The sequence below is a fragment of the Streptomyces sp. NBC_00086 genome, from assembly GCF_026343255.1.
GTDB lineage: Bacteria > Actinomycetota > Actinomycetes > Streptomycetales > Streptomycetaceae > Streptomyces.
Genome location: NZ_JAPELZ010000001.1, coordinates 655,345 through 676,900, shown reverse-complemented (window position 1 = coordinate 676,900; position 21,556 = coordinate 655,345). Strand labels below are relative to the sequence as shown.

The window sequence follows — 21,556 nt, the reverse complement described above, 5'->3', positions numbered from 1 at the left end:
GCACCTCTTCCACGCTACTGCGGGGCGCTCGTACGCGCATCCGCGCGCGTGCCCGCGCGCACGTCGGCCGCAGCCTGAGAGGACGTCTTCGCGGCCGTGTTGCAGGCGCGCGCGTCTTCGGGCCACCCGGTAGCGTTGATGGTGTGTGTTGCGCCCCGGCCACCGCAGGGCGGAGACCCGGTGACGGTCGTCCCTTCTTCGGCGGCGCCGCATCGCTGAACCTTCCGATAGCCAAGGCGGCTCCGCTCGTGGCTCGTGGACGTCCCGGCGGAAGAAGAAGGTGGTGTCCGTGAATCGGATGGCGTCATGGTGCGCGGCCGGGGGCGCCGTGGTCGTGGTCCTGCTGACCGGTGCCGCAAGTCCGCAGCAGGCCTACGCGACCGGCGATGACCGGGAGAAGCGCAGCGCGGATGTTCTCCGGCAGCTGGTGCCTTCTCCTGACGGCCCGGGCTGTGCGGCAGCTGTCGGCGTGCGGGGGAACGTCGTCTGGGAAGCGGGGAAGGGGAAGGCCGATCTGGCGACAGGGCGCGCCATCACCTCGAAGACGGTCTTCGACATGGCATCCAACTCCAAGCAATTCACCTCGGATGCCGTCCTCTTGCTGGCCGGACGGCACCAACTCGCGCTGAGCGACCCGCTGTCCGAGTTCTTCGATGACCCGCCAGCCTGGATGCGGAACGTCACCCTGGGCGACCTCATGCGTCACACCAGCGGCATAACCGACTACCAGGATCTGCTGGAGGCCAAGGGAGTCCAGCTGACGGATCCGGCCGGTCAGAAGGAAGCGATCGCCGCCATCCTCGCCTCGCAGCCGGAAGATCCGCCGGGCAAGCGCTTCTCCTACTCCAACTCCAACTACATCCTCCTGGCGCACGTCGTCGAACGGGTCACCGGCAAGCCGTTCCCCACCTTCGTCCAGCAGGAGTTCTTCACCCCACTGCAGCTGCGCATGACGTTGTCCCCGGCGGTGGACGTTCCCGGGAAGGCGAAGTCGTACGAGGAGAAGGACGGCTCCTTCACTCCCACTTCCTCCCCCTGGAAACAGTACGGAGACGGGTCCGTCCAGACCGACCCCGGGGAAATGGTCCGCTGGGCCGACAACTACCGCACCGGTCGCATCGGTGGACCGGAACTGCTCACCGGGGTCACGCAGGGATCGGTGAGCGTGGGCGACGTCCTGCGTCCGCGCGGCATCGAGGAAGGGCGGTACGGAGCCGGGATCCTCGTCCTCCCCGACAAGAGCCTGGTGCACCGCGGCGACTGGGAGGGGTTTCACAGCACCTTCAAGGTGAGCCCGGACCGCAGTACCGCCGTCACCGTCGTGTGCAACGTGGATGCGCCCGACCATTTCCGTGCGGCAAACGAACTGCTGGACATCTGGACCGACTGATGCCCCAGGGTCTGGGTGCACCGAAGCCCACTTGCTTGCCTGAAACGAGTGTTCCAGTGTTCTACGCGCGTCCGATCCGTCAAGTACTCGTGGGAACGCACAATCCGGAAGCGCCCGGTTTGGGTCATCTCCCACACATGTTCGTCCGGGTACACCAAACGCGTCATGACGTGGAGAGAATCCCGGCCATCGGGTAGCGACGGAACAGCCTCCGGCCCGATGCGACGTGAGCAGTGACGGAATCCGAAGAACATCAAGGGAACACACCCATGCGACGAAGGATCCTCGTGCGGGCCGCCACCGCGGCCGTACTCGGTCTGCTGGTACCACTCTCCGGATGCGGGACCTCCCCGGGCGGTGCGGGCGACGACGGGACCCTGTTCCTGGTGGCCGCCGAGTACGGGGACACTCCGGCCACCAGTTCCGAGGTCTTCTGGTCCAAGGTGACCAGTGACTTCACCGCCGCCAACCCCGGTATCAAGATCGAGGTCAGGCTGCTTCCGTGGGCCGACATCGACCGCGAGGTCACCGCCATGGTCAGGGACGGCAAGGCGCCGGACATGGCCCTCATGGGTTCCTACTCGGACTTCGCCGCGCAGGACCGGCTCTACTCCGCGGAGGAACTCCTCTCGGTCAACGCCGAGGCGAACTTCCTCGCCCCGCTCGCCGACGCGGGCTCCGTCGGCAGCAGCCTCTACGGCCTGCCGTTCGTGGCGAGCAGCCGCCTGCTCTTCTACAACGAGGCCCTGTTCGACAAGGCCCGCATCAAGGCCCCCGAAACCTGGAGCGAACTCAAGGCCGCCGCCAAGGCGTTGAAGGCCAAGGGCGTGAAGTACCCGTACGCCCTGCCGCTGGGCCCGGAGGAGGCGCACGCCGAGACGATGATCTGGGAGCTCAGCAACGGAGGCGGGTACGCCGACAGCAGCGGCGACTACAGCCTGGCGTCCGACCGCAACGTCAAGACGTGGAACTGGGTGAAGGACCAACTGGTCACCCCCGGCCTGACCGGCCCCACCCCGCCGTCCCAGCTCAACCGCGCCGACGCCTTCGCCGCCTTCCTGCGCGGCGAGGTCGGCATGCTCAACGGCTACCCCTCCCTCTACCACGAGGCGCGCGCCAAGGGCATCGGCGTCGGCACCGTTCCGATGCCGGTCTCGGACACCCTCGGCTCCGACGAGACACCGCCGGCGGTCGGGGTGGCCGACTGGATGATGGCGTTCAAGCAGAACGGAAAGCGCGCCGAGATCGGCAAGTTCCTGGAGTTCGTCTACGAGGACGAGAACCTGTCGGAGTTCGCCGGCCGCTACCACCTGCTGCCGTCGACCGTCTCGGCCTCGCGAGCCCTGGCCGGCAGCGACGGCATGGACAAGACCGACGCCGAGTTCCTCACCGCGCTGCGCAGCGCCCGGCTCTACCCGGTCAACGACCCGTCGTGGATGGCGGTCAGCGACACCATCAAGCGCAACATCGGCCGCGCCGTGGAACCGGGCGGAGACCCCAAGGTGGTGCTCGAAGACATAGCCGCCAAGGCGAAGCAGGCCGGTGAGCGGCGATGACGCCGCAGGCGTAGGCCCTCGCGCGGGGTGAGGTGGCCGTGCTGCCGCGCGGGCCGGCGGGTGCCCGGACGGTCGAGTTCCTACGGCGTTCCTGTGCCGAGTCTGCGGGCTTCCTTAAGGGACCTTGAAGAACGCCTCCGGACCCCCGTTTTCGCTGGTCATCGGCCTACGCTCAGGGACCCGTCCTCCCTTCTCGCCGAGAGGTGCCACAGGCATGAGCCGCAGCCGAACCCCCGGAGCCCCGTCCCGCGTCGAGGCGCGACGGAAGAAGACGGTGCGCACGCGCATCGTGCTGTCCCTCGGCACGGCGGCCGCGGTGGTGGCGGTCGGAGTCGCGGTGGCCGATTCCGGCGAGGGCGCACGTGCGACCGGGGCGAAGGCCGCGGCGGCGGGTTCCGGTGGTGAGCGGGCGACGGCAAGTCCCTCGTCCGCCGCCCCCACGCTCTCCGCCGACGCCGCGTCGGCGACGGGTGCGATGCCGTCCGCGACGCCCACCCCCTCCGCCTCGGGATCGGCCTCGCCCACGAAGACGGCGACGGAGAGCCGCCCGGCCTCCGCGGCATCCACCCCGGCCGCCAAGCCGAAGCCGCCGACCCGTACGCCCGCCGCGACCACCGGCGGCGGCGGTTCGGGCAGTTCCGGTGGGTCCGGTGGTTCCGGCGGTTCGGGCGGCTCCTCCGGTGCGTCCGGCGTGGAGTCCGCGGTCCTGTCCCTGGTCAACAAGGAGCGGGCCGCCGCCGGTTGCGGTGGGCTGACCGTGAACGCCAAGCTGAGTGCCGCGGCGCGGGCGTACAGCGACACGATGGCCCGCAGCGGGGTCATGTCCCACACCGGCCCCGACGGCTCCACCATGACCACCCGCGTGGAAGCCGCCGGATACGGCTGGTCCCGGCTGGGGGAGAACATAGCCCGCGGGCAGTCGGACGCCGCCGCGGTCATGAACGCGTGGATGAACAGCCCCGGCCACAAGGCCAACATCCTCAACTGCGGGTTCAAGGAGATCGGCATAGGTTTCCACAAGGGCGACGGCGGCCCCTGGTGGACACAGAACTTCGGAGCGCCGAGGTAGGAACTCCCACCTCTCGCTCCCACCCTCTCGCTCCCACCCCTCACTCCCGCCCGTCACCCCCACCTGCCACTCTCCTCCGGGCCCGCCCCCACGGGGCCCGGCAACACGTCCTCCTGGCCCGTACGCGGGCCGGGAGGACGTCGGCGTTCCCGGCCGGATCGGGGTCCGGCCGGGGTCCGGCCGGCAGGCCGCGTTCTTACGGGGGAGGCGGTGACGGGCGGCCCGCCGGGTCGGTCACTATGGGGCCGTGCCCCGAATTCCGCGCTACTTGCTCATATGGCTGTCGTGCACCGCCGCCAGCGTGACCGCCGTGCTCGCCACGGTCCAGTTCGTGGTCGGTTCGACCAGGCACACGCCTCCGGTCGCGCGGTCCGCCCCCATGGTCGTCGACACTCCGCCGGCCTGGCAGGCGTCGCAGGGGCAGTCGCCGAGCCCGCAGTCCCCGAGCCCCACCCCCAGCGGTTCGCCCTCCGCGACCATTCGGCCGTCCTCCCCGGCCGCGACGCCCACTTCGGTCAAGGCCTCGCCGGGAACGCCCCGGCCGACAGCGCCCAAGCCATCCGTCGACTGCGCCGAGGGCGGACCGGGCCTGCACACCGTCCCCTCGGAGGGCGGCAAGGTCACCGTGCGCTACGGCAGCCGCGGCGTGTGCCTGATCTCGGCCGTACCCGGCCGGGGATACAAGGCCGGCACGTCGCAGACCGCGGACGACACCCTGACCGTCACCTTCACCAGCGCGAACCACCGCTCGGTCATCACGGCGACGATCACCCCGTCGGCGCGGGCCAGCGTGCGCGAGACCTCCTTCTGACCGGTCCGCACCACTCGCCCCCCTGATCCCCTTTACGGATTTCACCCCCTTCTGCACGCCCATCGCCCGGACCCCGGTGAAGCGGAAGGTGAGCTGTTCCTTAGGGGAACCTCAAGATCACGCGCATCCGGTTCCGGTGGCCCCCGGCCGTCCTATGCTCGCGTCAGCCGAGCGGCCTCCGGCGCCCGGGCACACCTGCCCCGGCGCCCGACGAGCCGTCGCGCCACCGGCTCCACCGATCCGGAAGGCGTCTCGCGCTTCCCGTAGTCCGAACCGTGCCTTGGGGTGTCTTCGTCATGACTTCTCGCATACTCCGACCCGTCCGCGCAGCCCGCCGTACGACGAGCCCGCGCTCCGCCGTGCCGCTGGGCGTGCGGCTCCCCCTGGTGACCGCGGCCGTGCTCGCCGCCGGGCTGACCGCAGCGTGCGGTCCTTCGTCCACCCAGTCCGTCGGCGCCGCCGCGCCGACGACGGCCGGACAGTCCTCGCAGGCCCTTCCGGCCGGCACGGAGTCGGCGTCCGCCGAGGCGTCCTCGACCGGGTCCGCCACGCCGTCCGCGTCGCCGTCGCCGTCGCCGTCCGCATCCGCGTCGGCCAGTACCGCCGCCGGCGCCTCGCCCACCCCCTCGCGCGCCCAGCCCGCCAAGCCCGCCCCCAAGCCGTCCCGCACCTCCGCCGCGCCCGCCCCGGCGGCCCGGATACCCGGCCCCGGCTACGACAGTTCGGCCGACGCGCAGAAGCTGATCGACGCCGCGCTGCGCGCGGCCAAGACCGACGGGCGGATGGTGCTGCTCGACTTCGGCGCCAACTGGTGCGGCAACTGCAAGGCGGCCGACAAGGTGTTCGCCCAGCCCAAGACGGCATCGATCCTCGGAGCCTCGTACCACCTGGTCAAGGTGGACATCGGCGGCAACAGCTCCGCCAACTCCGCCCTCCTGCGCAAGTACAGCCCCTCGGGCGGGACCTACAAGATGCCCGTGCTGGTCGTGGTCTCGCCGTCCGGCACCGTGCGCACCGACACGCACGTCACCGGCAACCCCGCCCTGACCGCGGACGGCATCGGCTCCTTCCTCCGCCAGTGGGCGTCATGAGACGAGCGGTCCCGCGCCCCACCGCCCTGGCCGGTGCCGCGCTCGCGGTGGCCCTCGCCGGGTGCCTCTACGCCGCTGCGGGCGCGGCCTCCGACGACGACGGCGACGGCGGCGGTGGGCAGCCGTCCGGACCGGGGAGCGTTGCAGTCAGACCCATGGCCGCGGCGGCGGTCGTGGACGCGGGCGCCCGACCGCAGGCGCCCGCGCTGGCGGGCGCCGACCTGGACGGAAAGCCGGTCGGCCTCGCCGGGTTCCGGGGCCAGGTCGTCGTCCTCAACGTCTGGGGATCGTGGTGCGGGCCCTGCCGCGCGGAGGCCGACGACTTGGAGCGGCTCAGCGCGCAGACCCGGGCGCAGGGCGTCCGGTTCCTCGGGATCAACACCCGCGACCGGGACCGCGCGGCGGCGCAGTCCTTCGTACGCGCGCACGGCCTGGGATTCCCCAGCCTCCACGACCCCTCCGGCGAGCTCCTGCTCCGCTTCCCGCCCGCGCTCCTCAACCCGCAGACCATCCCCTCGACGCTGGTGATCGACCGCCGCGGCCGGATCGCCGTCAGCATCGGGGGAGCGGTCACCGACGAGCAACTGCGGCCCTTGGTCGCCCGCGTGGCGCAGGAGACGTCGTGACGGCGCTCACCGCCATGGCGGCGCTCATGGAGATGACGGCGCTCACCGGCATGACGACGGTCGCCGAAACGATGGCGCTCGCCCCCACCGACGCGACCCCCTCCCTCCTCCACGGCACGCCGGCCGTCGCCGCCCCCGTGGCGTTCTTCGCGGGACTCGTCTCCTTCCTCTCCCCGTGCGTACTGCCCCTCGTGCCGGGCTACTTGAGCTACGTGACCAGCCTGTCGGTGTCCGACCTGGCGGACGCCCGCGGCGGGCGGCGCGGCCGCATGGCGGCCGGCGCGCTGCTGTTCGTCCTGGGCTTCACGGCCGTCCTCGTCTCCGGGGGAGCCCTGTTCGGGTACGTCGGCCGCACCCTGCTGGCCCACCAGGAGGTGGTCACGCAGGTGCTCGGCGTCTTCACCGTGCTCATGGGGCTGTCCTTCATGGGGTTCCTGCCGGGCTTCACCCAGCGGGAGTTCCGCAGCCACCGGCGGCCCGTGCTCGGTCTGGCGGGCGCACCGCTGCTGGGGGCGGTGTTCGCGGTCGGGTGGACCCCGTGCATCGGCCCGACGCTGGCCGCCGTACAGGCGCTCGCCTGGAGCGAGGCGAGCGCGGCCCGCGGGGCCCTGCTGATGGCGGCCTACTGCCTCGGGCTGGGCCTGCCGTTCATCCTCGCCGCCCTGGCCTTCCGCCGGGCCCTGGGCGCCTTCGGCCTGGTCAAACGGCACTACCAGTGGGTCCTGCGGATCGGCGGCGGCATGCTCGTCCTCGTCGGCGTACTGCTGGCCACCGGCGTGTGGAACGACCTGGTGTACCGGCTCCAGTTGTGGAGCGCGGCGTACACCACAGCCGTCTAGACCGCGGCCCTCCCCCCCCGCCTTCCCTCCCCCCTCGCCTTCCCTCCCTCCCCTGACGAAAGCACGGCCATGAACGTGTCCCCGTACGCGCACCCCTCCTCCCGCACGGCCCGCCTCGCCGCCGCCCTGCTCTGTCTGGCCGCGGTCACGGCCTGCGGCGAGCAGCCCGCCGAGACCGCCTCCGCGCCCACGACGAGCTTCTCCGAGAACGGGGTCACCGTCACGCTCTCGGTGTCCGAGTGGCATCCGCCGAGGGCCACCCTGACCGCGGTCTTCACCCCCGAGGAGAAGGGGTTCCACCTCTACAGCACCGAACTGCCGGCCACCGGAATCGACGGCGTGGGCCGGCCGACCTCGATGGACGTCATCGGCGTCCTGCGGGCGGACGGGAAGCTCACGGCCGCGGCGGACGTACGGACGATCAGCGTGCCCGGCGTCGACGCCCCGCTCCCCGTCTACCCGGACGGGCCCGTCACCACCACGCTGCCCGTCCGCCTGGACGGCAACGGCGACGCGACCGTACTGCTCGGGTACGCGAGCTGCAGCGCGGAGGAAGGCTGCACCATTCCGGTCTCCGACCGCCCCGTCCACCTGCGCGTCGGCGACGGGGGCCCGGCCTTCGGGGACCGATAGGAACGAACGTTCACCTAAGGTGTGCCCATGCCGAGCGTCCTGGTCGTCGAAGACGACCCCAGCATCCGCCAGTCACTCATCGAAGTCCTGACGGAGCACGGGTATGCCGTACGCAGCGCGGGCGACGGGTTCGGCGCCCTGCGCGAGGTCACCCAGTCGCCCGTCGACGCCGTGGTCCTCGACCTGGGGCTGCCCGATCTGGACGGAGGAGACGCACTGCGCATGATCCGCGGCATCTCCTCCGTTCCCGTGCTGGTCGCCACCGCCCGCGACGACGAAGCGGAGATCATCCGGCTCCTCAACGCGGGCGCCGACGACTACCTGGTCAAACCCTTCTCCGGGGGACAGCTCATCGCACGCCTCTCCGCCGTCCTGCGGCGCACCAGCCACCTGCCGCCCGCCCACGCCGCGCACGGCGCCCGGGGCCAGCTGCCGGCGGCGGCCGAACCGCTGCGCCCCACCACCGTGGGCGAGCTGGCGGTGGACCCCGGGGCGCGCACGGCGTACCTGTCCGGCCGAGAGCTCCGGCTCACCCGCCGCGAGTTCGACCTCCTGGCCTTCCTCGCCCACCACACCGGCCAGGTCGTCTCGAAACGGCGGCTGCTGACCGAGGTCTGGCGCGAGCCGTACGTCGACGACCAGACCGTCGACGTGCACCTGTCCTCGCTGCGCCGCAAGCTCGGCGAACGCGCGGCCGCCCCGCGCTACCTGCTGACCGTCCGCGGCGTCGGCATCAAGCTGGTGGCGCCGCGGTGAGACGCTCCCTGGCCGGAGTGGCGCTCGCCGTCACGTCCATGGTCGCCCTCTCCTTCCTCATCCCGCTGGCCGCCCTGGTCATGTCGCTCGTCAAGGAGCAGAGTGTCACCGCCGCCGAGCAGCGGGCCGCCGCCCTGGCCCCCGTACTGACCCTGACCACGGATCCGTCCGCCCTGCGGGAATCCGCCGCCAGCCTGGACGCGGCCGAGTACGTGGTCGTCCACCTGCCGGAGGCCCCCGCCCTCGGCACGTCCCGGGCCCCCGCGGCGCTGCTCGAACGCGCCCAGCAGGGCCGCGAGTCCATATCCGAACGGATCCCCGGCGGCTGGATCTGCCTGCAGCCGGTGGTACTGCCCGGCGACCAGGTCGCCGTCATCGAGAACTTCGTCCCCGAACAGGAGCTGACCCGCGGGGTCACGGCCTCCTGGGCGGTCATGCTCCTCCTCGCCGTCGGACTGGTCGGAGGCTCCGTCCTGGTCGCCGACCGCCTCGGCGCCAAGGTCGTCCGGTCCTCCAAGAGGCTCGCCCACGCCTCCCAGGCCCTGGGCCGGGGCAATCTGGACGCCCGCGTGGACCCCATGGGGCCCAGGGAACTGCGTGAGGCGGGCATCGCCTTCAACACCATGGCCCACCGGATGACCGAGCTGCTCGCCGTCGAACGCGAACTGGTCGCCGACCTGTCCCACCGGCTGCGCACCCCGCTGACCGCCCTGCACCTGGCCACGGAACGCATGGCCGGCTCACCGGAGTCGGCCAGGGTCGAGGCGGCCGTCTGCGCACTGGAGACGGAACTCCGGGCCATCATCACCGCGGCCCGCACCCCGCTCGCCGTGGGCCCCATGGGACAGGGCATGCTCGGCCCGGAAGCGGGCACGGCGCACCAGGCCACGGGCCCGGGACCGGCCGGCCCCCGCTGCGAGGCGGCGGACGTCGTACGCCGCAGGACCGCCTTCTGGGCGGTCCTGGCGGAGCAGCAGGACCGCCCCTGCTCCCTCGACCTCACCCAGGAGTCCGCGGCCGTCGGCCTCTGCGAGGACGACGTCGCCGCCGTGGTGGACGCGCTCATCGGCAACGTCTTCCGGCACACCCCGCCCGGTACCCCGTTCGCCGTACGTGTCGCCCGTACCGCCCAGGCCGTGGAACTGGTCGTGGAGGACGACGGTCCGGGCATCCCCGAACCGGACCAGGCACTCTCCCGCGGAAGCAGCAGCGGCTCCTCGGGCCTCGGCCTCGACATCGCCCGCCGGGCCGGCTCCGTCACGGGCGGCTCGGTGCGCATCGCCCGCGGACCCCGCGGCGGCGCCCGGATCACCGTGGTCTTCGGCCTGGCGGCGCCCCTGCCGTCCGGACGCGGGCCGCGCGCCTCCCGGCGGCGTACGGGACGGCCGCGCGGGCGGTGAAGGCCAGGGGCGACCCAGGCCCGGGGGCGACCCAGGCCCGGGGCGCCCGGGTTCCGCCCGCGCCGTCAGACCGCCGGGGCCACCGGAGCGACCTCGGGGAAGACGGGGGCGATCCCGAGGGCCGGCGCGATCGCCCGCCAGATCGTCGACTGGGCCGTGGCGAGGTCGATCCGGGGGTCCTCCAGCATCAGGCGGTTGCCGAGGCCGTCGCACAGGGCCAGCACCAGCGTGCCGACCTCGGCGACGTCGCAGTCGGTGAACTCCCCGGAGGCGATGCCCCGTTCCACGACTCCGGCGACCCAGGCGTGCAGTTGGTCGTACAGGTCGACGGCGAGGTCACGGGCCGTGCCGTCGCGCAGGGCGCGCACCCACAACTCCTGCCAGAGCTTCCAGTCCTGGCGGAGCTCCTCGTCCGTGGGCAGCATGCTCCGTACGATCCGGGCCAGCACGGCGGCGGCCGGGAGCGAATCGTCCTCGCTGCCCGTATCCGTACCGGTCTTGGCGAAGGAATGCGTCATCGCCTCGGCGAAGAGCTTCTCGCGGGTCTCGAAGTGATAGTGGAGCAGGGCCTTCGAGACACCGGCGGCCTCGGCGACCTTGCGCATGCTGACGTGCTCGAAACCGATGTCGGCGATCACTTCGCACGCGGCCGTGAGGATCCGCTCACGCGTTTCGAGTGCCCGTTCGGCCTTGGTCACGTGGGCTGCTCCCCGTGTCGGCACCCGTCGGAAGGGGTGCATGGGTAAGTGGAAGGGCCCCGGCGGCCCCGCCCGCCGGACCCCCATCCTCGCGCATGGGGCGTCCGGGCCGCGGCTGTCGGGGCACCTGGGCCGTCCCAGGTCAGGAATAGGTGTGGAAGCCCCGGCCGGTCTTGCGGCCGAGCAGGCCCGCGTCCACCATCCGGGCCAGGAGGGGCGGAGGTGCGTACAGCGGCTCGCGGTACTCCGTGTACATCGACCGGGCGATCGCCTGGACGGTGTCCAGTCCGATGAGGTCGGCCAGGGCGAGCGGCCCGAGCGGGTGCGCGCACCCCAGGGTCATGCCGCGGTCGATGTCCTCGGCCGACGCGGTCCGCGACGCGGCCATCCGTACGGCGGCCAGCAGGTACGGGACGAGGAGCGCGTTCACCACGAACCCTGCCCGGTCCTCCGCGTGGACGACCTGCTTGCCCAGCACGCCGGAGGCGAACTCCCGCGCGCGCCGGACGGTTTCCGCGGAGGTGAGCAGGGAGGGCACCAGCTCGACCAGGGGAAGCACCGGGACGGGATTGAAGAAGTGGAGGCCGACGACCTGCTCCGGCCGGGACGTGGCCGCCGCCACCCGGATGACCGGGATGGAGGAGGTGTTCGTCGCGAGCACCGCGTCCCTGCGCTCGACGGTCCGGTCGAGCAGGGCGAAGACCTCCAGCTTCGCCCGCTCGTCTTCGGCCACCGCCTCGACGACGAGGTCCCGGTCGGCCATCCGGTCCATGTCCGTGGTCATGGCGATCCGGCCCGCGGCGGCGTCGCGTTCGGCGGTGGTCAGCTTTCCGGCCGCCGTGGCGCGGGCCAGGGAGCGGGTGATCCGCTCCAGGCCGGCGTCCGCCGCACTCCGGCTCGTCTCCACCACCACCACGTCCCGCCCGGCGCGGGCACAGACTTCGGCGATGCCGGAGCCCATCAGGCCGCAGCCCACGATCCCGACGCGTTCGACATCGGTCATCGGTTCTCCCTCTTCGGACTCGGACGGTTCTCGTACGGACGGTTCTCGTACGAGCGGTTCGCGTACGGGGCTTCGCGTACAGGGCTTCTCGTACGGGGCTTCGCGTACGGGCGGACGCGGCGGCGGTCCGGGCAGTGGCCCGCGGGCGTGGCCCGGACCGCCGCTCCGGGTCACACCGAGGACGGCATCCGCAGCACACCGGTGCCGCGCTTGACGAGTTCGCCCGCGACGATGAGGCGCTGGATCTCGGAGGTGCCCTCCCAGATGCGGTCCACGCGCAGTTCGCGGTAGAGCCGCTCGACGGGGTACGAGCGGTCGTAGCCGCGGCCACCGAAGATCTGCAGGCAGCGGTCGATGACCCGGCCGGACGCCTCGCTCGCCGACAGCTTGGCGATGGCGGCCTTCGCGTGCAGCGTCTTGCGGTCGAGGACGCCTTCGTCGACCTCCCAGGCGACCTGGTGGGTGTAGGCGCGGTTGACGGCGATGTCGACGGCGCAGTCGGCGAGCATGCCCTGGATCAGCTGGAAGTCGGCGATGGGGGAGCCGAACTGGCGGCGTTCGACGGCCCAGTCGCGGGCGAGTTCCAGGGCGCGCTCGGCCGCTCCGATCGTGCGCGCGGCGATCATCAGCCGTTCCTCGGTGAACCAGGAGCGGGTGATGTCGTAGCCGGAGCCGACCTCCCCGAGCACCGCGTCCGCGGGCAGACGGACCTCGGTGAAGGTGAACTCGGGGTGCTCGTAGACGAAGGTGTGCATCCAGCGGGGCACCCGGGTCATCTCGATGCCCGGGGTGTCCTTGTCGACGAGGAACAGGGTCGGTGCCCGCTCCTCCCCGGCGGCCGCGAGCACGATCATGAAGTCCGCGTGGTCGCCGACGGTGACGAACCACTTCTCGCCGTTCAGCACCCAGCCGCCGTCCTGCGTACGCGTCGCCGTGGTCCGCAGGCTCTGCGGGTCGGAGCCCGCCTCGGGCTCGCTCACCGCGTAGCAGTCGCGGCGCTGTCCCCGGATCACCGGGACGAGGTACCGCTCGCGCTGCTCCGGCGTGCAGAAGGACAGGGCGTTGGCCGGACGCCACACCATGTCCCACAGGGCGCCGGTGAGCCGGCCGAGTTCGGCCTGCACGGTGACCTGCTCCAGGATGCTCAGCCCGGCGCCGCCCCACTCCGCGGGCATGTTGACGGCCTGGAGGCCGCTGTCGAGGACGGCGTCGCGGATCTCGGTGTGGGCCTGCGGGGGCAGTCCGTTGTTCTCCTCGCAGTCGAGCTCGTACTTCATGATGAACCCGGTGAGGGCGCGCGCCGAGTCGCGGAGCTCTTCCTGACGGGCGGTGAGGCGGAAGTCCATGGTCTGTTCGTCCTCGTCCTTGAGATCGTGATCGTGGTTGCGGGGTGGCAGGCGGTGGCAGGCGGTGGCGCGGGGCCCGTTAGGAGCGGCCGGGCAGCGCGAGCGCCCCCGTACCCCGCTTGACGAGCTCGTTGGCGATGATCAGGCGCTGGATCTCGGAGGTGCCCTCCCAGATCCGGTCGACGCGCAGTTCCCGGTACATCCGCTCGACGGGGTACGAGCGGTCGTAGCCGCGGCCCCCGAAGATCTGGACGCACCGGTCGATGACCCGTCCCGCGGCCTCGCTCGCGGCGAGCTTCGCCGTCGAGGCCTTGGCGTGCAGGGTCTTGGGGTCGGTGTGCGGCTGGTCGGCCTCCCAGGCGACCTGGTGGGTGTAGGCGCGGTTGACGGCGATGTCGACGGCGCAGTCGGCGAGCATGCCCTGGATCAGCTGGAAGTCGGCGATGGGGGAGCCGAACTGGCGGCGGCCGACGGCCCAGTCGCGGGCGAGTTCCAGGGCGCGCTCCGCCGCTCCGACGGTCCGGGCGGCGATCATCAGGCGCTCGTCCGTGAACCACTCCTTCGTCAGCTCGTAGCCGTTGCCGACCCCGCCGAGCACGTCCTCGTCGGCGACGAAGACATCGGTGAAGGTGAACTCGGGGTGCCCGTTCACCGCCGAGTGCATGAACCGGGGGACCCGCGTCATCTCGACGCCCGCGGCCCCCTTGTCCACGAAGAACAGGGTCGCGGCCCGCTCCGGGCCCGCATCGGCCTGCACCAGCAGGAAGTCGGCGATGTCACCGCAGGTCACGAACCACTTCTCACCGTTGAGCAGCCAGCCGCCCTCGGTGCGTGTCGCCGTGCTCGTGCACGAGCCGGGGTCCGAGCCCGCACCGGGTTCGGTGACCGCGAACGCATCGAAGCGCTCGCCCCGGATCACGGGCAGGAGGTACTTCTCGCGCTGCGCCTCGGTGCCGTGGGCGAGGACGTTCGCGGGCCGCCAGGGGATGTCCCAGAGGCAGTTGGTGACCTTGCCGAACTCCTCCTCGACGATGACCTGGTCCAGCAGGGACAGGCCGGCCCCGCCCCAGGCGGCGGGCATGTTGATCGCGTAGACCCCGGCGTCCATGGCGGCGCGGGTCAGTTCGCGGACCGTCTCGGCGGGCAGCGGGCCGCCCGCTTCCTCGGACTGGTCTTCGTACCCCATCAGGAGTCGTGCGTAGGCGGCGGCGCGGGCCTTGAGATCGGCCTGCTCGGGCGTGTAGCGGAAGTCCATGGCGTGCTCCGGTGCCTAAGGGTCGTAAGTAGCAGGTGAGTTGAGGATTGGAAGGGGCGTACCGGGCTCAGCCCAGGACGGCCCGCGCGTCCAGTGCCAGGGCGCCGTCCGGGCGGACCAGGAGCGGGTTGACCTCCAGCTCGGCGATCTCGGGATGCGCGGCGGCCACCGTCGTGATGCGTTCGATCACGGCGGCTGCGGCGGCCACGTCGAGGGCGGGCCGGCCGCGGACACCCGCGAGCAGGGCGGCGCTCCGCAGCCCCCGCAGCAACTCCTCGGCCCGCCGCGCCGGTACGGGCGCCAGCGCGAAGGCCACGTCGCGCAGGGTCTCGGTGAGGACCCCGCCGAGCCCGACCATGGCCACCGGTCCGAAGCGGGGGTCGCGGTTCACGCCCACGATCAGTTCGACCCCGTCCGAGAGGTCCGCCATCGCCTCGACCGAGTACGCGCCGGCGCCGAGCCGGGCGCGCATGTCCCGGTAGGCGGCGAGGAGTTCCTCCCGGCCGGCCAGGCGCAGCGCCACGCCACCCGCGTCGGACTTGTGCAGGAGGTGCAGGGCCTTCAGTACGTACGGACCCTCGAACTCCGCGGCCGCGGCCAGCACTCCGGCCTCGTCGGTGACCTCCCGCGCGGCCGGGAAGGGCACACCGGCGGCGCCGAGCAGCCCGCGCACCGCGTGGTACCCCGGATCCCGCAGCGGCGCGGCGGCGGCGGGGAGTGCGGGCAGCGCGGCCAGTCGCGATGCGGAGCCCGCCGCCCGGCCGGTCATCGCCGACAGCGCGCGGGCGGCGTCCTCGGTGGCGGCGAACACCGGTATCCCGGCCCCGGCCAGCACCCGGCAGCTCGGCGACCCGGGATACATCGACTGCACGACCAGGGGTTTGGGCGACTCCGCGAGGTGGGTGACGATCTTCTCGGCGGCCCGGGTCTCGCCCTCCGCGAGCACGGAGCCGGTCGCCTGGCCGCCGCCCAGGCCGCCCTCGGACGCGGCGTACCCGCCGAAGTAGCCCGTCATCAGGACCGCGTCGACCTCCTCGGCGGCGAGCAGGTGCCCGACCGCGTCGGCGTACGAGAGGGGCTGCTGCTCGCCCATCCCCGCCAGGTCGACCGGATTGCCGACCGCGGACTGCGGCCACAGCACGGTCCGCAGCCCTGCCTGGGTCGCCTCGGCGAGCTCCGGCACGTCGAGCCCGGCGTCCTCGGCGGCGTCGGCCGCGATCGCCCCGTGGCCGCCGCCGTCGGTGAAGACCGCGGTCCGGCGGCCTCCCCCAAGAGGTCCGGGCCGGCTGCTCACGGCTGCCAGTACGACGGTCATCTCCCGTGGAGTGCGTACGAGTTCCACCCCCGCGTCGCGGCAGGCGGCGGCCACGACGTCGGCCGAGGTGGTGAGCGCCCCGGTGTGCGACTGTGCGCTGCGGGCGGAGGCGGAGCCGCGCCCGGCGGTGAGCAGGACCACCGGCTTGCCCGCCGCGGCGGCGGCCGCGGCGAAGGCCCTGCCGTCGCCGAAGTCCTCGGCGTACACGGCGATCGCCGTGGTGGCCTCGTGCCGGGCGCAGTCCTCGACGAGGTCGACGAGGGTGACGTCGGCCTGGTTGCCGAGGGAGACGAACCGGGAGAAGCCCAGGCCGTGCGGAGCGCCGCGCAGCTGGAGTTCGAGGGCGAGGTTGCCGCTCTGGCTCAGCAGGGCGGTGCCGCCGGGCGCGAAACGGTCCGAGGCGAGGTACAGCTCGGTCGTGTTGTCGGCGATGCCCAGGCAGTTGGGGCCGACGAGCACGGCTCCGGCCTCCCGGACCCGGGCGACGACCGCGCGCTGGCGGGCCGCTCCCTCCGGTCCGGCCTCGGCGAAGCCGGCGGTGATGCCGACGATCGCCTTCGCCCCGCAGGCCAGGGCGTCTTCCACGGCGGCCTCGAAGCCGCTGCCGGGGACGGAGATCACCACCAGCTCGACGGGTTCGCCGATCGCGGCCAGGGACGGGGCCGCCCGTCTGCCGAGTACGGTGCCGCCGCGCCGGTTCACCAGGTGCACCGGGCGCCGGCCATCGGCGCGGAGCGCCTGGGAGGCCACCGCGTGGCCGTACTTCGCCGGATCGTCGCTGGCGCCGACCACGGCGACCGAGCACGGGTCGAAGAGGGCGGTCAGATCGCGTCCCATGTCACTTCTCCACTCGGAGCGCGGAATTGGGGCAGCTCTCGGCGCAGGCGCGCGCCGCTTCCTCGCCACCGGGCGGGACGGCGACGGCGATGACCTTCGCGTAGCCCCACTCGTCGAGTTCGACCAGGTGGGGTGCGTGTTCCTGGCACAGTCCGTAGCCCTGGCAGCGGGTGGAGTCCAGCAGGAGTTTCACGGTGTTCCTTTCAGCACGGGCGAGCGGGGTACGGTCACGGCGTCCGCGGCGTCCAAGGCCGCCCCGGCGACCTCCGGTACGGCCACGGCGAGGCGGCCCCCGTGGCCACGCCCGGGCAGGGCGGCGGCGCAGCTCGGACAGGACCCCCGCAGGTGGGACCGGACGGGTCCGGGGAAGGCGGTCAGCAGGCTGCCGGCGAGGCCGGCGGCAGCGTCGAGCAGGCCGCACGCGCCGCGCCCGCGCAGCCCCAGCGACCACCGCTCCAACCGGGCGGGGATGTCGGGCGCGGCGGTGCCCGCGGCGAGGGCGTACACGGCGTCGCGGACCGCCGCGGTGCCCGAGACGCAGACCCCGCACTGCCGTGCGCTCTCCGCCGCGAGGTGGCCGACGGCGTCGGCGGCGGTGCTCACGGGGCAGGCTCCGGCGGCGAGGAAGCGGATCGCTCCGCAGCCCAGCCCGGTGCCCGCGGCGGCGAGCGCGCCCGGTTCGAGGGGGAGGTCCAGGGCGCGGGCGTGGACGAGTCCGCCGAACAGTCCGCCCATCAGGGCCCCGGCCGGGTCCGGGACGCCGAGCGAGGCGGCCAGCGTGCGCAGGGGGGCTCCGTAGGCGACTTCGGCCAGGAGGGGGACCGCGCTCCCGCCGGACAGGGTCACCAGGGTGGAGCGGGCGATCGCCTGCCGCAGGCCGGGGCGGGTGGCGGTGAGGGCGATGCGGGCGAGCGTCTCGACGTTGGACACCAGGGTCGGCGCGCCGCCGACACCGCGCTCGAAGGGGCGGGGCGGTTTGGCGGTCGGCAGGGCGGGCCCGCCGTCGATCCGGCGGACGACCGCGCTCTCCTCCCCGGCGACGTAGGTGTGGGCGGTCTCGACGACCTCCACGGGCAGCCACGGCTCCCGTTCGGCGAGGGCCCGGCGGACGCGGGCTGCGGCCACCGGGTCCGAGACGTAGACGTAGCCGCGGGTGGCCCCGGTGATGGCTGCGGCGCGGGCGAGGCCGTCGAGGACCAGGTGGGGTCTGGCCCGCAGCAGCCAGCGGTCCTTGACCGAACCGGGCTCGCCCTCCTCGCCGTTCGCCACCACCACCGGGACCCCGCCGTGCTCGCGGACGGCACGGAGCTTGACGGCGGCCGGGAAGCCGGCCCCGCCGCGCCCGCGCAGACCGGATGCGGCGAGGTGGCGCAGCAGCTCGTCCGGGCCGGTGGCGTCGGCGTAGCCGCCGGTGGCGAGGTACGCCTCCGCGTCCTCCGCCGTGTCCGGTGCGGCCCCGAGCACGGAGCCCGTCGGCCGCCCCGTCGGGAATCGGATCGTGGTCATCGGCTGCTTCCTGTCGGGGAGTTGGTGCGCAGGGTCCGTACGGCGCGCTCAAGTGCGGCGCGGTCCCCGGCGGCGGTGGCGTAGCCCGTTCCCGGGAGGCCGATCAGCATCCGGTGGTGGTCGAGGACCACCTCGCCGGCGAGGAGGGCGGCCGGGCGGTCGCCCTGCCCGGGGCCGTCGGCACCGTCGGCAACGGCGGTCACCAGGGTGGTGACCTCGGCCAGGTAGCGCAGCCAGCCGCGCCGGCTGCCCCGCAGGATCAGGCGCTCCAGGCGGCGCCGCTCGGAGGCCACCAGCTCTGCCGGCGGTTCGGGATTCAGGGGACGGGCGGGGCCGGGGGGCTCCCTGGGCCCCGTGGGCTTCGTAGGGGGATGGCGCGAGGAGGCGCGGAGGGCGGCGACCGCAGCGGGCAGTTCCCGCTCCGGTTCGGGGGTGAGCCCGAGCCAGTCCAGACGGCGACGACCGCTCATGCGTGCCTCCGGGAGGGATGGGGGTGCCGTGGGCCGCCGGGCCGGTGACGGGGAGCCCGGGGCGGGGAGGAGATGCCCCGGGCTCACCGCGGGGGACGCCGACGGCGTGCGGCAAGAAGGGATGGAGGAGGGGGTGCCGGCCCGGGCGGGTGCCAGGGCGGCGGGGCTGCGTCCGGCCAGACAAAGGGCCCAGAAGTGGATGAACTCCGGTGCAGCGACGAGAATTACGCTAGCTGACCGATCGGTCAGCGTACAAGTCTTGACCCGGCGGAAATCAGCCAGCAATCTGGCTGTCCAATCGGTCAGCAAGGCCTCGGCGTCCGCCCCGGCCCGCTGCCCACCGCCGTGTCGTCTCGATGTCCACCGCCGAGACCGACCGCCGCACCGCCGGTACGGAGGAGTCACCCGATGCACTCCAGAGCCCCCGAGAAGCCCCCCACCGATCAGCCGGTCCCCACCGACCAGCCGGTCCCCACCGATCAGCCGGTCCCCGCCGCCCCGCCGGTCCCCGATGTCCCCGGGCCCGCCCTGTCGGCCCGCTACTACACCGATCCCGACACGGCCGCCGAGGAGGTCCGCCAGGTCTTCGCCAAGGCCTGGCAGCTCGTCTGCCACGAGTCCGACCTGCCGAACCCGGGCGCCCGGCTCGCCGCCACCGTCGCGGGCCGCGAGGTACTCGTGGTCCGCACCGAGGACGGCGCCCTCGCCGCCCACCTCAACGTGTGCCGCCACCGCGGAACGCGCCTGGTCACGGCCCCCGAACCGGAGGGGAAAGCGATCCGCTGCCCCTACCACGGCTGGACCTACCGCCTCGACGGAAGCCTGGTCGGAGCCCCGGAGGCGCGGCAGATCCCCTGCCTCGACAAGCCCGCGCTCGGCCTGCTCCCGGCCCGCGTCGAATCCTTCCTCGGCTTCGTCTTCGTCAACCTCGACCTCGATGCCGTGCCCCTGGCGCAGCAGTGCGCCGGGCTCGCCGAGGCCGTCGGTCACTACGCCGGGGCCGGCCTGGTGCCGGTCGGCCGCGCCCGGATCCACGACCTGGCCGGAGCCGAGGTCCAGGAGGCCAACTGGAAGGTGACGGTCGACAACTACCTGGAGGGCTACCACGTGCCGGTGGCCCACCCCGGCCTGATGCGGTTGCTCGACTACCAGGCCTACACCTGCGAGATCGAGGAGTCCTACGCACTCTTCGCCTCGCCCCTGCGGGACAAGCCGTCCTCGAACTGGGCCGAACGCCTCTACCAGCGCATCGCCGCCCCCATGCCCGGCCTCACCGAAGCCGACCGGCGGATCTGGCGGTACGCGGTCATCTACCCGAACACCCTCATCGACTTCTACCCCGACCACGTCCTGGCCTGGACCGCGATCCCGACGGCCGTGGACCGGGTCGCCGTCCCCGGCGCGTTCTACACCCGGCGCGGTACGGGCCTGCGCACCCGCCTCGCCCGGCGCCTGAACATCCACATCGGCTGGATCACCAACGACGAGGACGTCGAGCTGGTCGCCCGCGTACAGAAGGGGCTCTCCACCCCCGGCTTCGAACCCGGCCCGCTGTCCCGCCGCGAGTCGGCGGTCGCCTGGTTCGCCGGCCGCATCCGGGCGGACCTGGACGCCGGCGCCGATCCCGACGCGGCCGACGCGGCCGGCGCCGAGCGCTGAACCACCCCTGAGACACCCTTCGTTCGCCCTGCGCCCTCCACGTCACGCCCGCTACGCCGCCCCCCGCACGTCGTCCCAACCGCCGTCCCCCCACGGCCCCCTACGGAGAGGACCCCGCATGTCCCCCGAGGCACACCCCCTGTCCAGACGCTCCCTCCTCCGCGCCGGCACCGCCGCCGCCCTCGGCCTCGCGGCAGCCGGCTGCGGATTCGCGTCCGGTGACGATCCGGCCGGCACAGCGGCCGAGGAGGCGCCGATCGACGTCAAGGTCGACGGCGACCTCGTCTACTTCAACTGGGCCGACTTCGTCGACCCGGCCGTCTTCCAAGGCTTCGAGAAGGAGTACGGCGTCAAGGTCGTCCAGTCGAACTTCGACTCGATGGAAGGCATGGCCGCCAAGCTCAACTCCGGGAACCAGTACGACATCATCTTCCCCACGGCGAAGTGGTCCCAGCGCCTCGCCGCCGGGGGCAGGCTGCGCACGATCGACCACACCCGGCTGAAGAACGCCGAGGCCGTGTTCGGCGGCTACGACTACTTCGCCGACCCCTGGTACGACCCCCGCTCCCGGCACACCGTGCCCTTCACCATGTACAAGACCGGCATCGGCTGGCGCCGCGACCGGCTCGGCGAACTGACCGGTTCCTGGGACGACCTGTGGAACGAGCAGGCCAAGGGCAAGGTCTTCGTACTCGACGACCGCGACGAGGTGCTCGGCCTGGGCGCGCTCAAGCTCGGCCTCGGCCTCACCACCGACGACCAGGGCGATCTCTCGCGCGTCACCGACACCCTGCGCTCGCTCCGCCCCCGCCTGCGCGGCTTCTCCAGCGACAGTTACAACAACCTGCTCAACGGCAACGCCGATATGACCCAGGCGTGGAGCGGGGACATGGCCGCCATGCTCGCCCAGGCGGAGGACCCGTCCGTCTTCGGCTTCGAAGTCGCCCGCGAGGGCGCTCCCCTCAACTCCGACTGTTACGCGATACCCGTCAACGCGCAGCACCCCGGGACCGCGATGCTCTTCATCGACTACATGCTCCGCCCGGAAAACGTGAAGAGGAACATCGAGTACATCGGCTACCCCATGCCGGTCCGCGGCAGCGAGGACACGTACGCCGCGCTCGTGGAGCCCTTCCCCCAGTGCCAGGTGACGGCGGCCGACCTCAAGAACGACCTCTACTTCCGCAACGGCACGGCCAAGGGCGAGCAGCTCCGCGACGCCGCCTGGACCGATGTGAAGGCCGGCTGACATGGCACGACCTGATCCCCGGGATCCGCAGGACCGATCCGGCCCGG

Annotated in this window: 20 protein-coding genes; 12 read left to right on the top strand and 8 right to left on the bottom strand. The window is 72.8% G+C overall.

Features of this window, described 5'->3' with window-relative positions; genetic code table 11:
* Window positions 1-298 precede the first annotated feature (298 nt).
* The 10 genes from OG276_RS03020 to OG276_RS02975 all read left to right on the top strand — a co-directional run bounded on the left by OG276_RS03020 (window position 299) and on the right by OG276_RS02975 (window position 10,171).
* Complete coding sequence (locus OG276_RS03020) at window positions 299-1,390, top strand: serine hydrolase (RefSeq protein ID WP_266912489.1); 1,092 nt, start codon at window positions 299-301, stop codon at window positions 1,388-1,390.
* Between the two features lie 269 nt (window positions 1,391-1,659).
* Entirely contained in the window at window positions 1,660-2,946 is a 1,287-nt protein-coding gene (locus OG276_RS03015; RefSeq protein ID WP_266902426.1) for an extracellular solute-binding protein, read from the top strand.
* Between the two features lie 214 nt (window positions 2,947-3,160).
* Window positions 3,161-4,015 carry a CAP domain-containing protein gene (locus OG276_RS03010; protein WP_266902424.1) on the top strand — a complete coding sequence of 285 codons (855 nt, stop codon included), beginning with the start codon at window positions 3,161-3,163 and terminating at the stop codon, window positions 4,013-4,015.
* A gap of 247 nt (window positions 4,016-4,262) precedes the next feature.
* Complete coding sequence (locus tag OG276_RS03005) at window positions 4,263-4,826, top strand: hypothetical protein (protein ID WP_266902422.1); 564 nt, start codon at window positions 4,263-4,265, stop codon at window positions 4,824-4,826.
* Window positions 4,827-5,122: 296 nt separating this feature from the next.
* On the top strand, window positions 5,123-5,917 hold the full coding sequence (locus tag OG276_RS03000; protein WP_266902420.1) for a thioredoxin family protein: 795 nt from the start codon (window positions 5,123-5,125) through the stop codon (window positions 5,915-5,917).
* Entirely contained in the window at window positions 5,914-6,543 is a 630-nt protein-coding gene (locus OG276_RS02995; RefSeq protein ID WP_266902418.1) for a TlpA disulfide reductase family protein, read from the top strand. Before OG276_RS03000 ends, OG276_RS02995 begins: the two co-directional genes overlap by 4 nt.
* Before the next feature lie 71 nt (window positions 6,544-6,614).
* On the top strand, window positions 6,615-7,382 hold the full coding sequence (locus OG276_RS02990) for a cytochrome c biogenesis CcdA family protein (protein WP_266912487.1): 768 nt from the start codon (window positions 6,615-6,617) through the stop codon (window positions 7,380-7,382).
* A gap of 69 nt (window positions 7,383-7,451) precedes the next feature.
* Complete coding sequence (locus tag OG276_RS02985) at window positions 7,452-8,015, top strand: hypothetical protein (RefSeq protein ID WP_266902416.1); 564 nt, start codon at window positions 7,452-7,454, stop codon at window positions 8,013-8,015.
* 27 nt (window positions 8,016-8,042) lie between these two features.
* Window positions 8,043-8,771, top strand: a complete 729-nt coding sequence (locus OG276_RS02980) for a response regulator transcription factor (protein ID WP_266902414.1) — start codon at window positions 8,043-8,045, stop codon at window positions 8,769-8,771.
* Window positions 8,768-10,171: a HAMP domain-containing sensor histidine kinase gene (locus OG276_RS02975; protein WP_266902412.1), complete on the top strand. Its 1,404-nt coding sequence runs from the start codon at window positions 8,768-8,770 to the stop codon at window positions 10,169-10,171. Before OG276_RS02980 ends, OG276_RS02975 begins: the two co-directional genes overlap by 4 nt.
* A 65-nt stretch (window positions 10,172-10,236) precedes the next feature.
* On the opposite strand, the gene OG276_RS02970 is transcribed toward OG276_RS02975, so the two are convergent.
* The 8 genes from OG276_RS02970 to OG276_RS02935 form a co-directional block, all read right to left on the bottom strand.
* Window positions 10,237-10,869: a TetR/AcrR family transcriptional regulator gene (locus tag OG276_RS02970; RefSeq protein WP_266902410.1), complete on the bottom strand. Its 633-nt coding sequence runs from the start codon at window positions 10,867-10,869 to the stop codon at window positions 10,237-10,239.
* A 142-nt stretch (window positions 10,870-11,011) separates the two neighbouring features.
* Window positions 11,012-11,872, bottom strand: a complete 861-nt coding sequence (locus OG276_RS02965; protein WP_266902408.1) for a 3-hydroxybutyryl-CoA dehydrogenase — start codon at window positions 11,870-11,872, stop codon at window positions 11,012-11,014.
* Between the two features lie 170 nt (window positions 11,873-12,042).
* Window positions 12,043-13,218, bottom strand: a complete 1,176-nt coding sequence (locus OG276_RS02960; RefSeq protein ID WP_266902406.1) for an acyl-CoA dehydrogenase family protein — start codon at window positions 13,216-13,218, stop codon at window positions 12,043-12,045.
* 79 nt (window positions 13,219-13,297) lie between these two features.
* Window positions 13,298-14,473, bottom strand: coding sequence for an acyl-CoA dehydrogenase family protein (locus OG276_RS02955; protein ID WP_266902404.1), 1,176 nt, complete (start codon window positions 14,471-14,473; stop codon window positions 13,298-13,300).
* A 67-nt stretch (window positions 14,474-14,540) separates the two neighbouring features.
* The gene (locus OG276_RS02950; protein WP_266902402.1) at window positions 14,541-16,625 is read right to left on the bottom strand and encodes an acetate--CoA ligase family protein; all 2,085 of its coding nucleotides are present in this window, start codon (window positions 16,623-16,625) and stop codon (window positions 14,541-14,543) included.
* A gap of 1 nt (window position 16,626) precedes the next feature.
* Window positions 16,627-16,818, bottom strand: a complete 192-nt coding sequence (locus OG276_RS02945) for a ferredoxin (RefSeq protein WP_266902400.1) — start codon at window positions 16,816-16,818, stop codon at window positions 16,627-16,629.
* The gene (locus tag OG276_RS02940; protein WP_266902398.1) at window positions 16,815-18,131 is read right to left on the bottom strand and encodes an NADH-ubiquinone oxidoreductase-F iron-sulfur binding region domain-containing protein; all 1,317 of its coding nucleotides are present in this window, start codon (window positions 18,129-18,131) and stop codon (window positions 16,815-16,817) included. Before OG276_RS02940 ends, OG276_RS02945 begins: the two co-directional genes overlap by 4 nt.
* Complete coding sequence (locus OG276_RS02935) at window positions 18,128-18,601, bottom strand: hypothetical protein (RefSeq protein ID WP_266902396.1); 474 nt, start codon at window positions 18,599-18,601, stop codon at window positions 18,128-18,130. Before OG276_RS02935 ends, OG276_RS02940 begins: the two co-directional genes overlap by 4 nt.
* A 408-nt stretch (window positions 18,602-19,009) precedes the next feature.
* Between OG276_RS02935 and OG276_RS02930 the strand changes: the two genes are divergently transcribed.
* The gene (locus OG276_RS02930; protein ID WP_266902394.1) at window positions 19,010-20,260 is read left to right on the top strand and encodes an aromatic ring-hydroxylating dioxygenase subunit alpha; all 1,251 of its coding nucleotides are present in this window, start codon (window positions 19,010-19,012) and stop codon (window positions 20,258-20,260) included.
* Window positions 20,261-20,378: 118 nt separating this feature from the next.
* Window positions 20,379-21,509 (top strand): spermidine/putrescine ABC transporter substrate-binding protein, encoded by a 1,131-nt coding sequence (locus OG276_RS02925; RefSeq protein ID WP_266902392.1) that lies wholly within the window; start codon window positions 20,379-20,381, stop codon window positions 21,507-21,509.
* Window positions 21,510-21,556 lie beyond the last annotated feature (47 nt).

Coding starts and splice junctions, on each gene's coding strand:
- OG276_RS03020 (WP_266912489.1), top strand. CDS start 299: ATGGCGTCATGGTGCGCGGCCGGGGGCGCCGTGGTCGTGGTCCTGCTG.
- OG276_RS03015 (WP_266902426.1), top strand. CDS start 1,660: ATGCGACGAAGGATCCTCGTGCGGGCCGCCACCGCGGCCGTACTCGGT.
- OG276_RS03010 (WP_266902424.1), top strand. CDS start 3,161: ATGAGCCGCAGCCGAACCCCCGGAGCCCCGTCCCGCGTCGAGGCGCGA.
- OG276_RS03000 (WP_266902420.1), top strand. CDS start 5,123: ATGACTTCTCGCATACTCCGACCCGTCCGCGCAGCCCGCCGTACGACG.
- OG276_RS02995 (WP_266902418.1), top strand. CDS start 5,914: ATGAGACGAGCGGTCCCGCGCCCCACCGCCCTGGCCGGTGCCGCGCTC.
- OG276_RS02990 (WP_266912487.1), top strand. CDS start 6,615: ATGGCGCTCGCCCCCACCGACGCGACCCCCTCCCTCCTCCACGGCACG.
- OG276_RS02985 (WP_266902416.1), top strand. CDS start 7,452: ATGAACGTGTCCCCGTACGCGCACCCCTCCTCCCGCACGGCCCGCCTC.
- OG276_RS02980 (WP_266902414.1), top strand. CDS start 8,043: ATGCCGAGCGTCCTGGTCGTCGAAGACGACCCCAGCATCCGCCAGTCA.
- OG276_RS02965 (WP_266902408.1), bottom strand. CDS start 11,872: ATGACCGATGTCGAACGCGTCGGGATCGTGGGCTGCGGCCTGATGGGC.
- OG276_RS02960 (WP_266902406.1), bottom strand. CDS start 13,218: ATGGACTTCCGCCTCACCGCCCGTCAGGAAGAGCTCCGCGACTCGGCG.
- OG276_RS02955 (WP_266902404.1), bottom strand. CDS start 14,473: ATGGACTTCCGCTACACGCCCGAGCAGGCCGATCTCAAGGCCCGCGCC.
- OG276_RS02950 (WP_266902402.1), bottom strand. CDS start 16,625: ATGGGACGCGATCTGACCGCCCTCTTCGACCCGTGCTCGGTCGCCGTG.
- OG276_RS02940 (WP_266902398.1), bottom strand. CDS start 18,131: ATGACCACGATCCGATTCCCGACGGGGCGGCCGACGGGCTCCGTGCTC.
- OG276_RS02935 (WP_266902396.1), bottom strand. CDS start 18,601: ATGAGCGGTCGTCGCCGTCTGGACTGGCTCGGGCTCACCCCCGAACCG.
- OG276_RS02930 (WP_266902394.1), top strand. CDS start 19,010: ATGCACTCCAGAGCCCCCGAGAAGCCCCCCACCGATCAGCCGGTCCCC.
- OG276_RS02925 (WP_266902392.1), top strand. CDS start 20,379: ATGTCCCCCGAGGCACACCCCCTGTCCAGACGCTCCCTCCTCCGCGCC.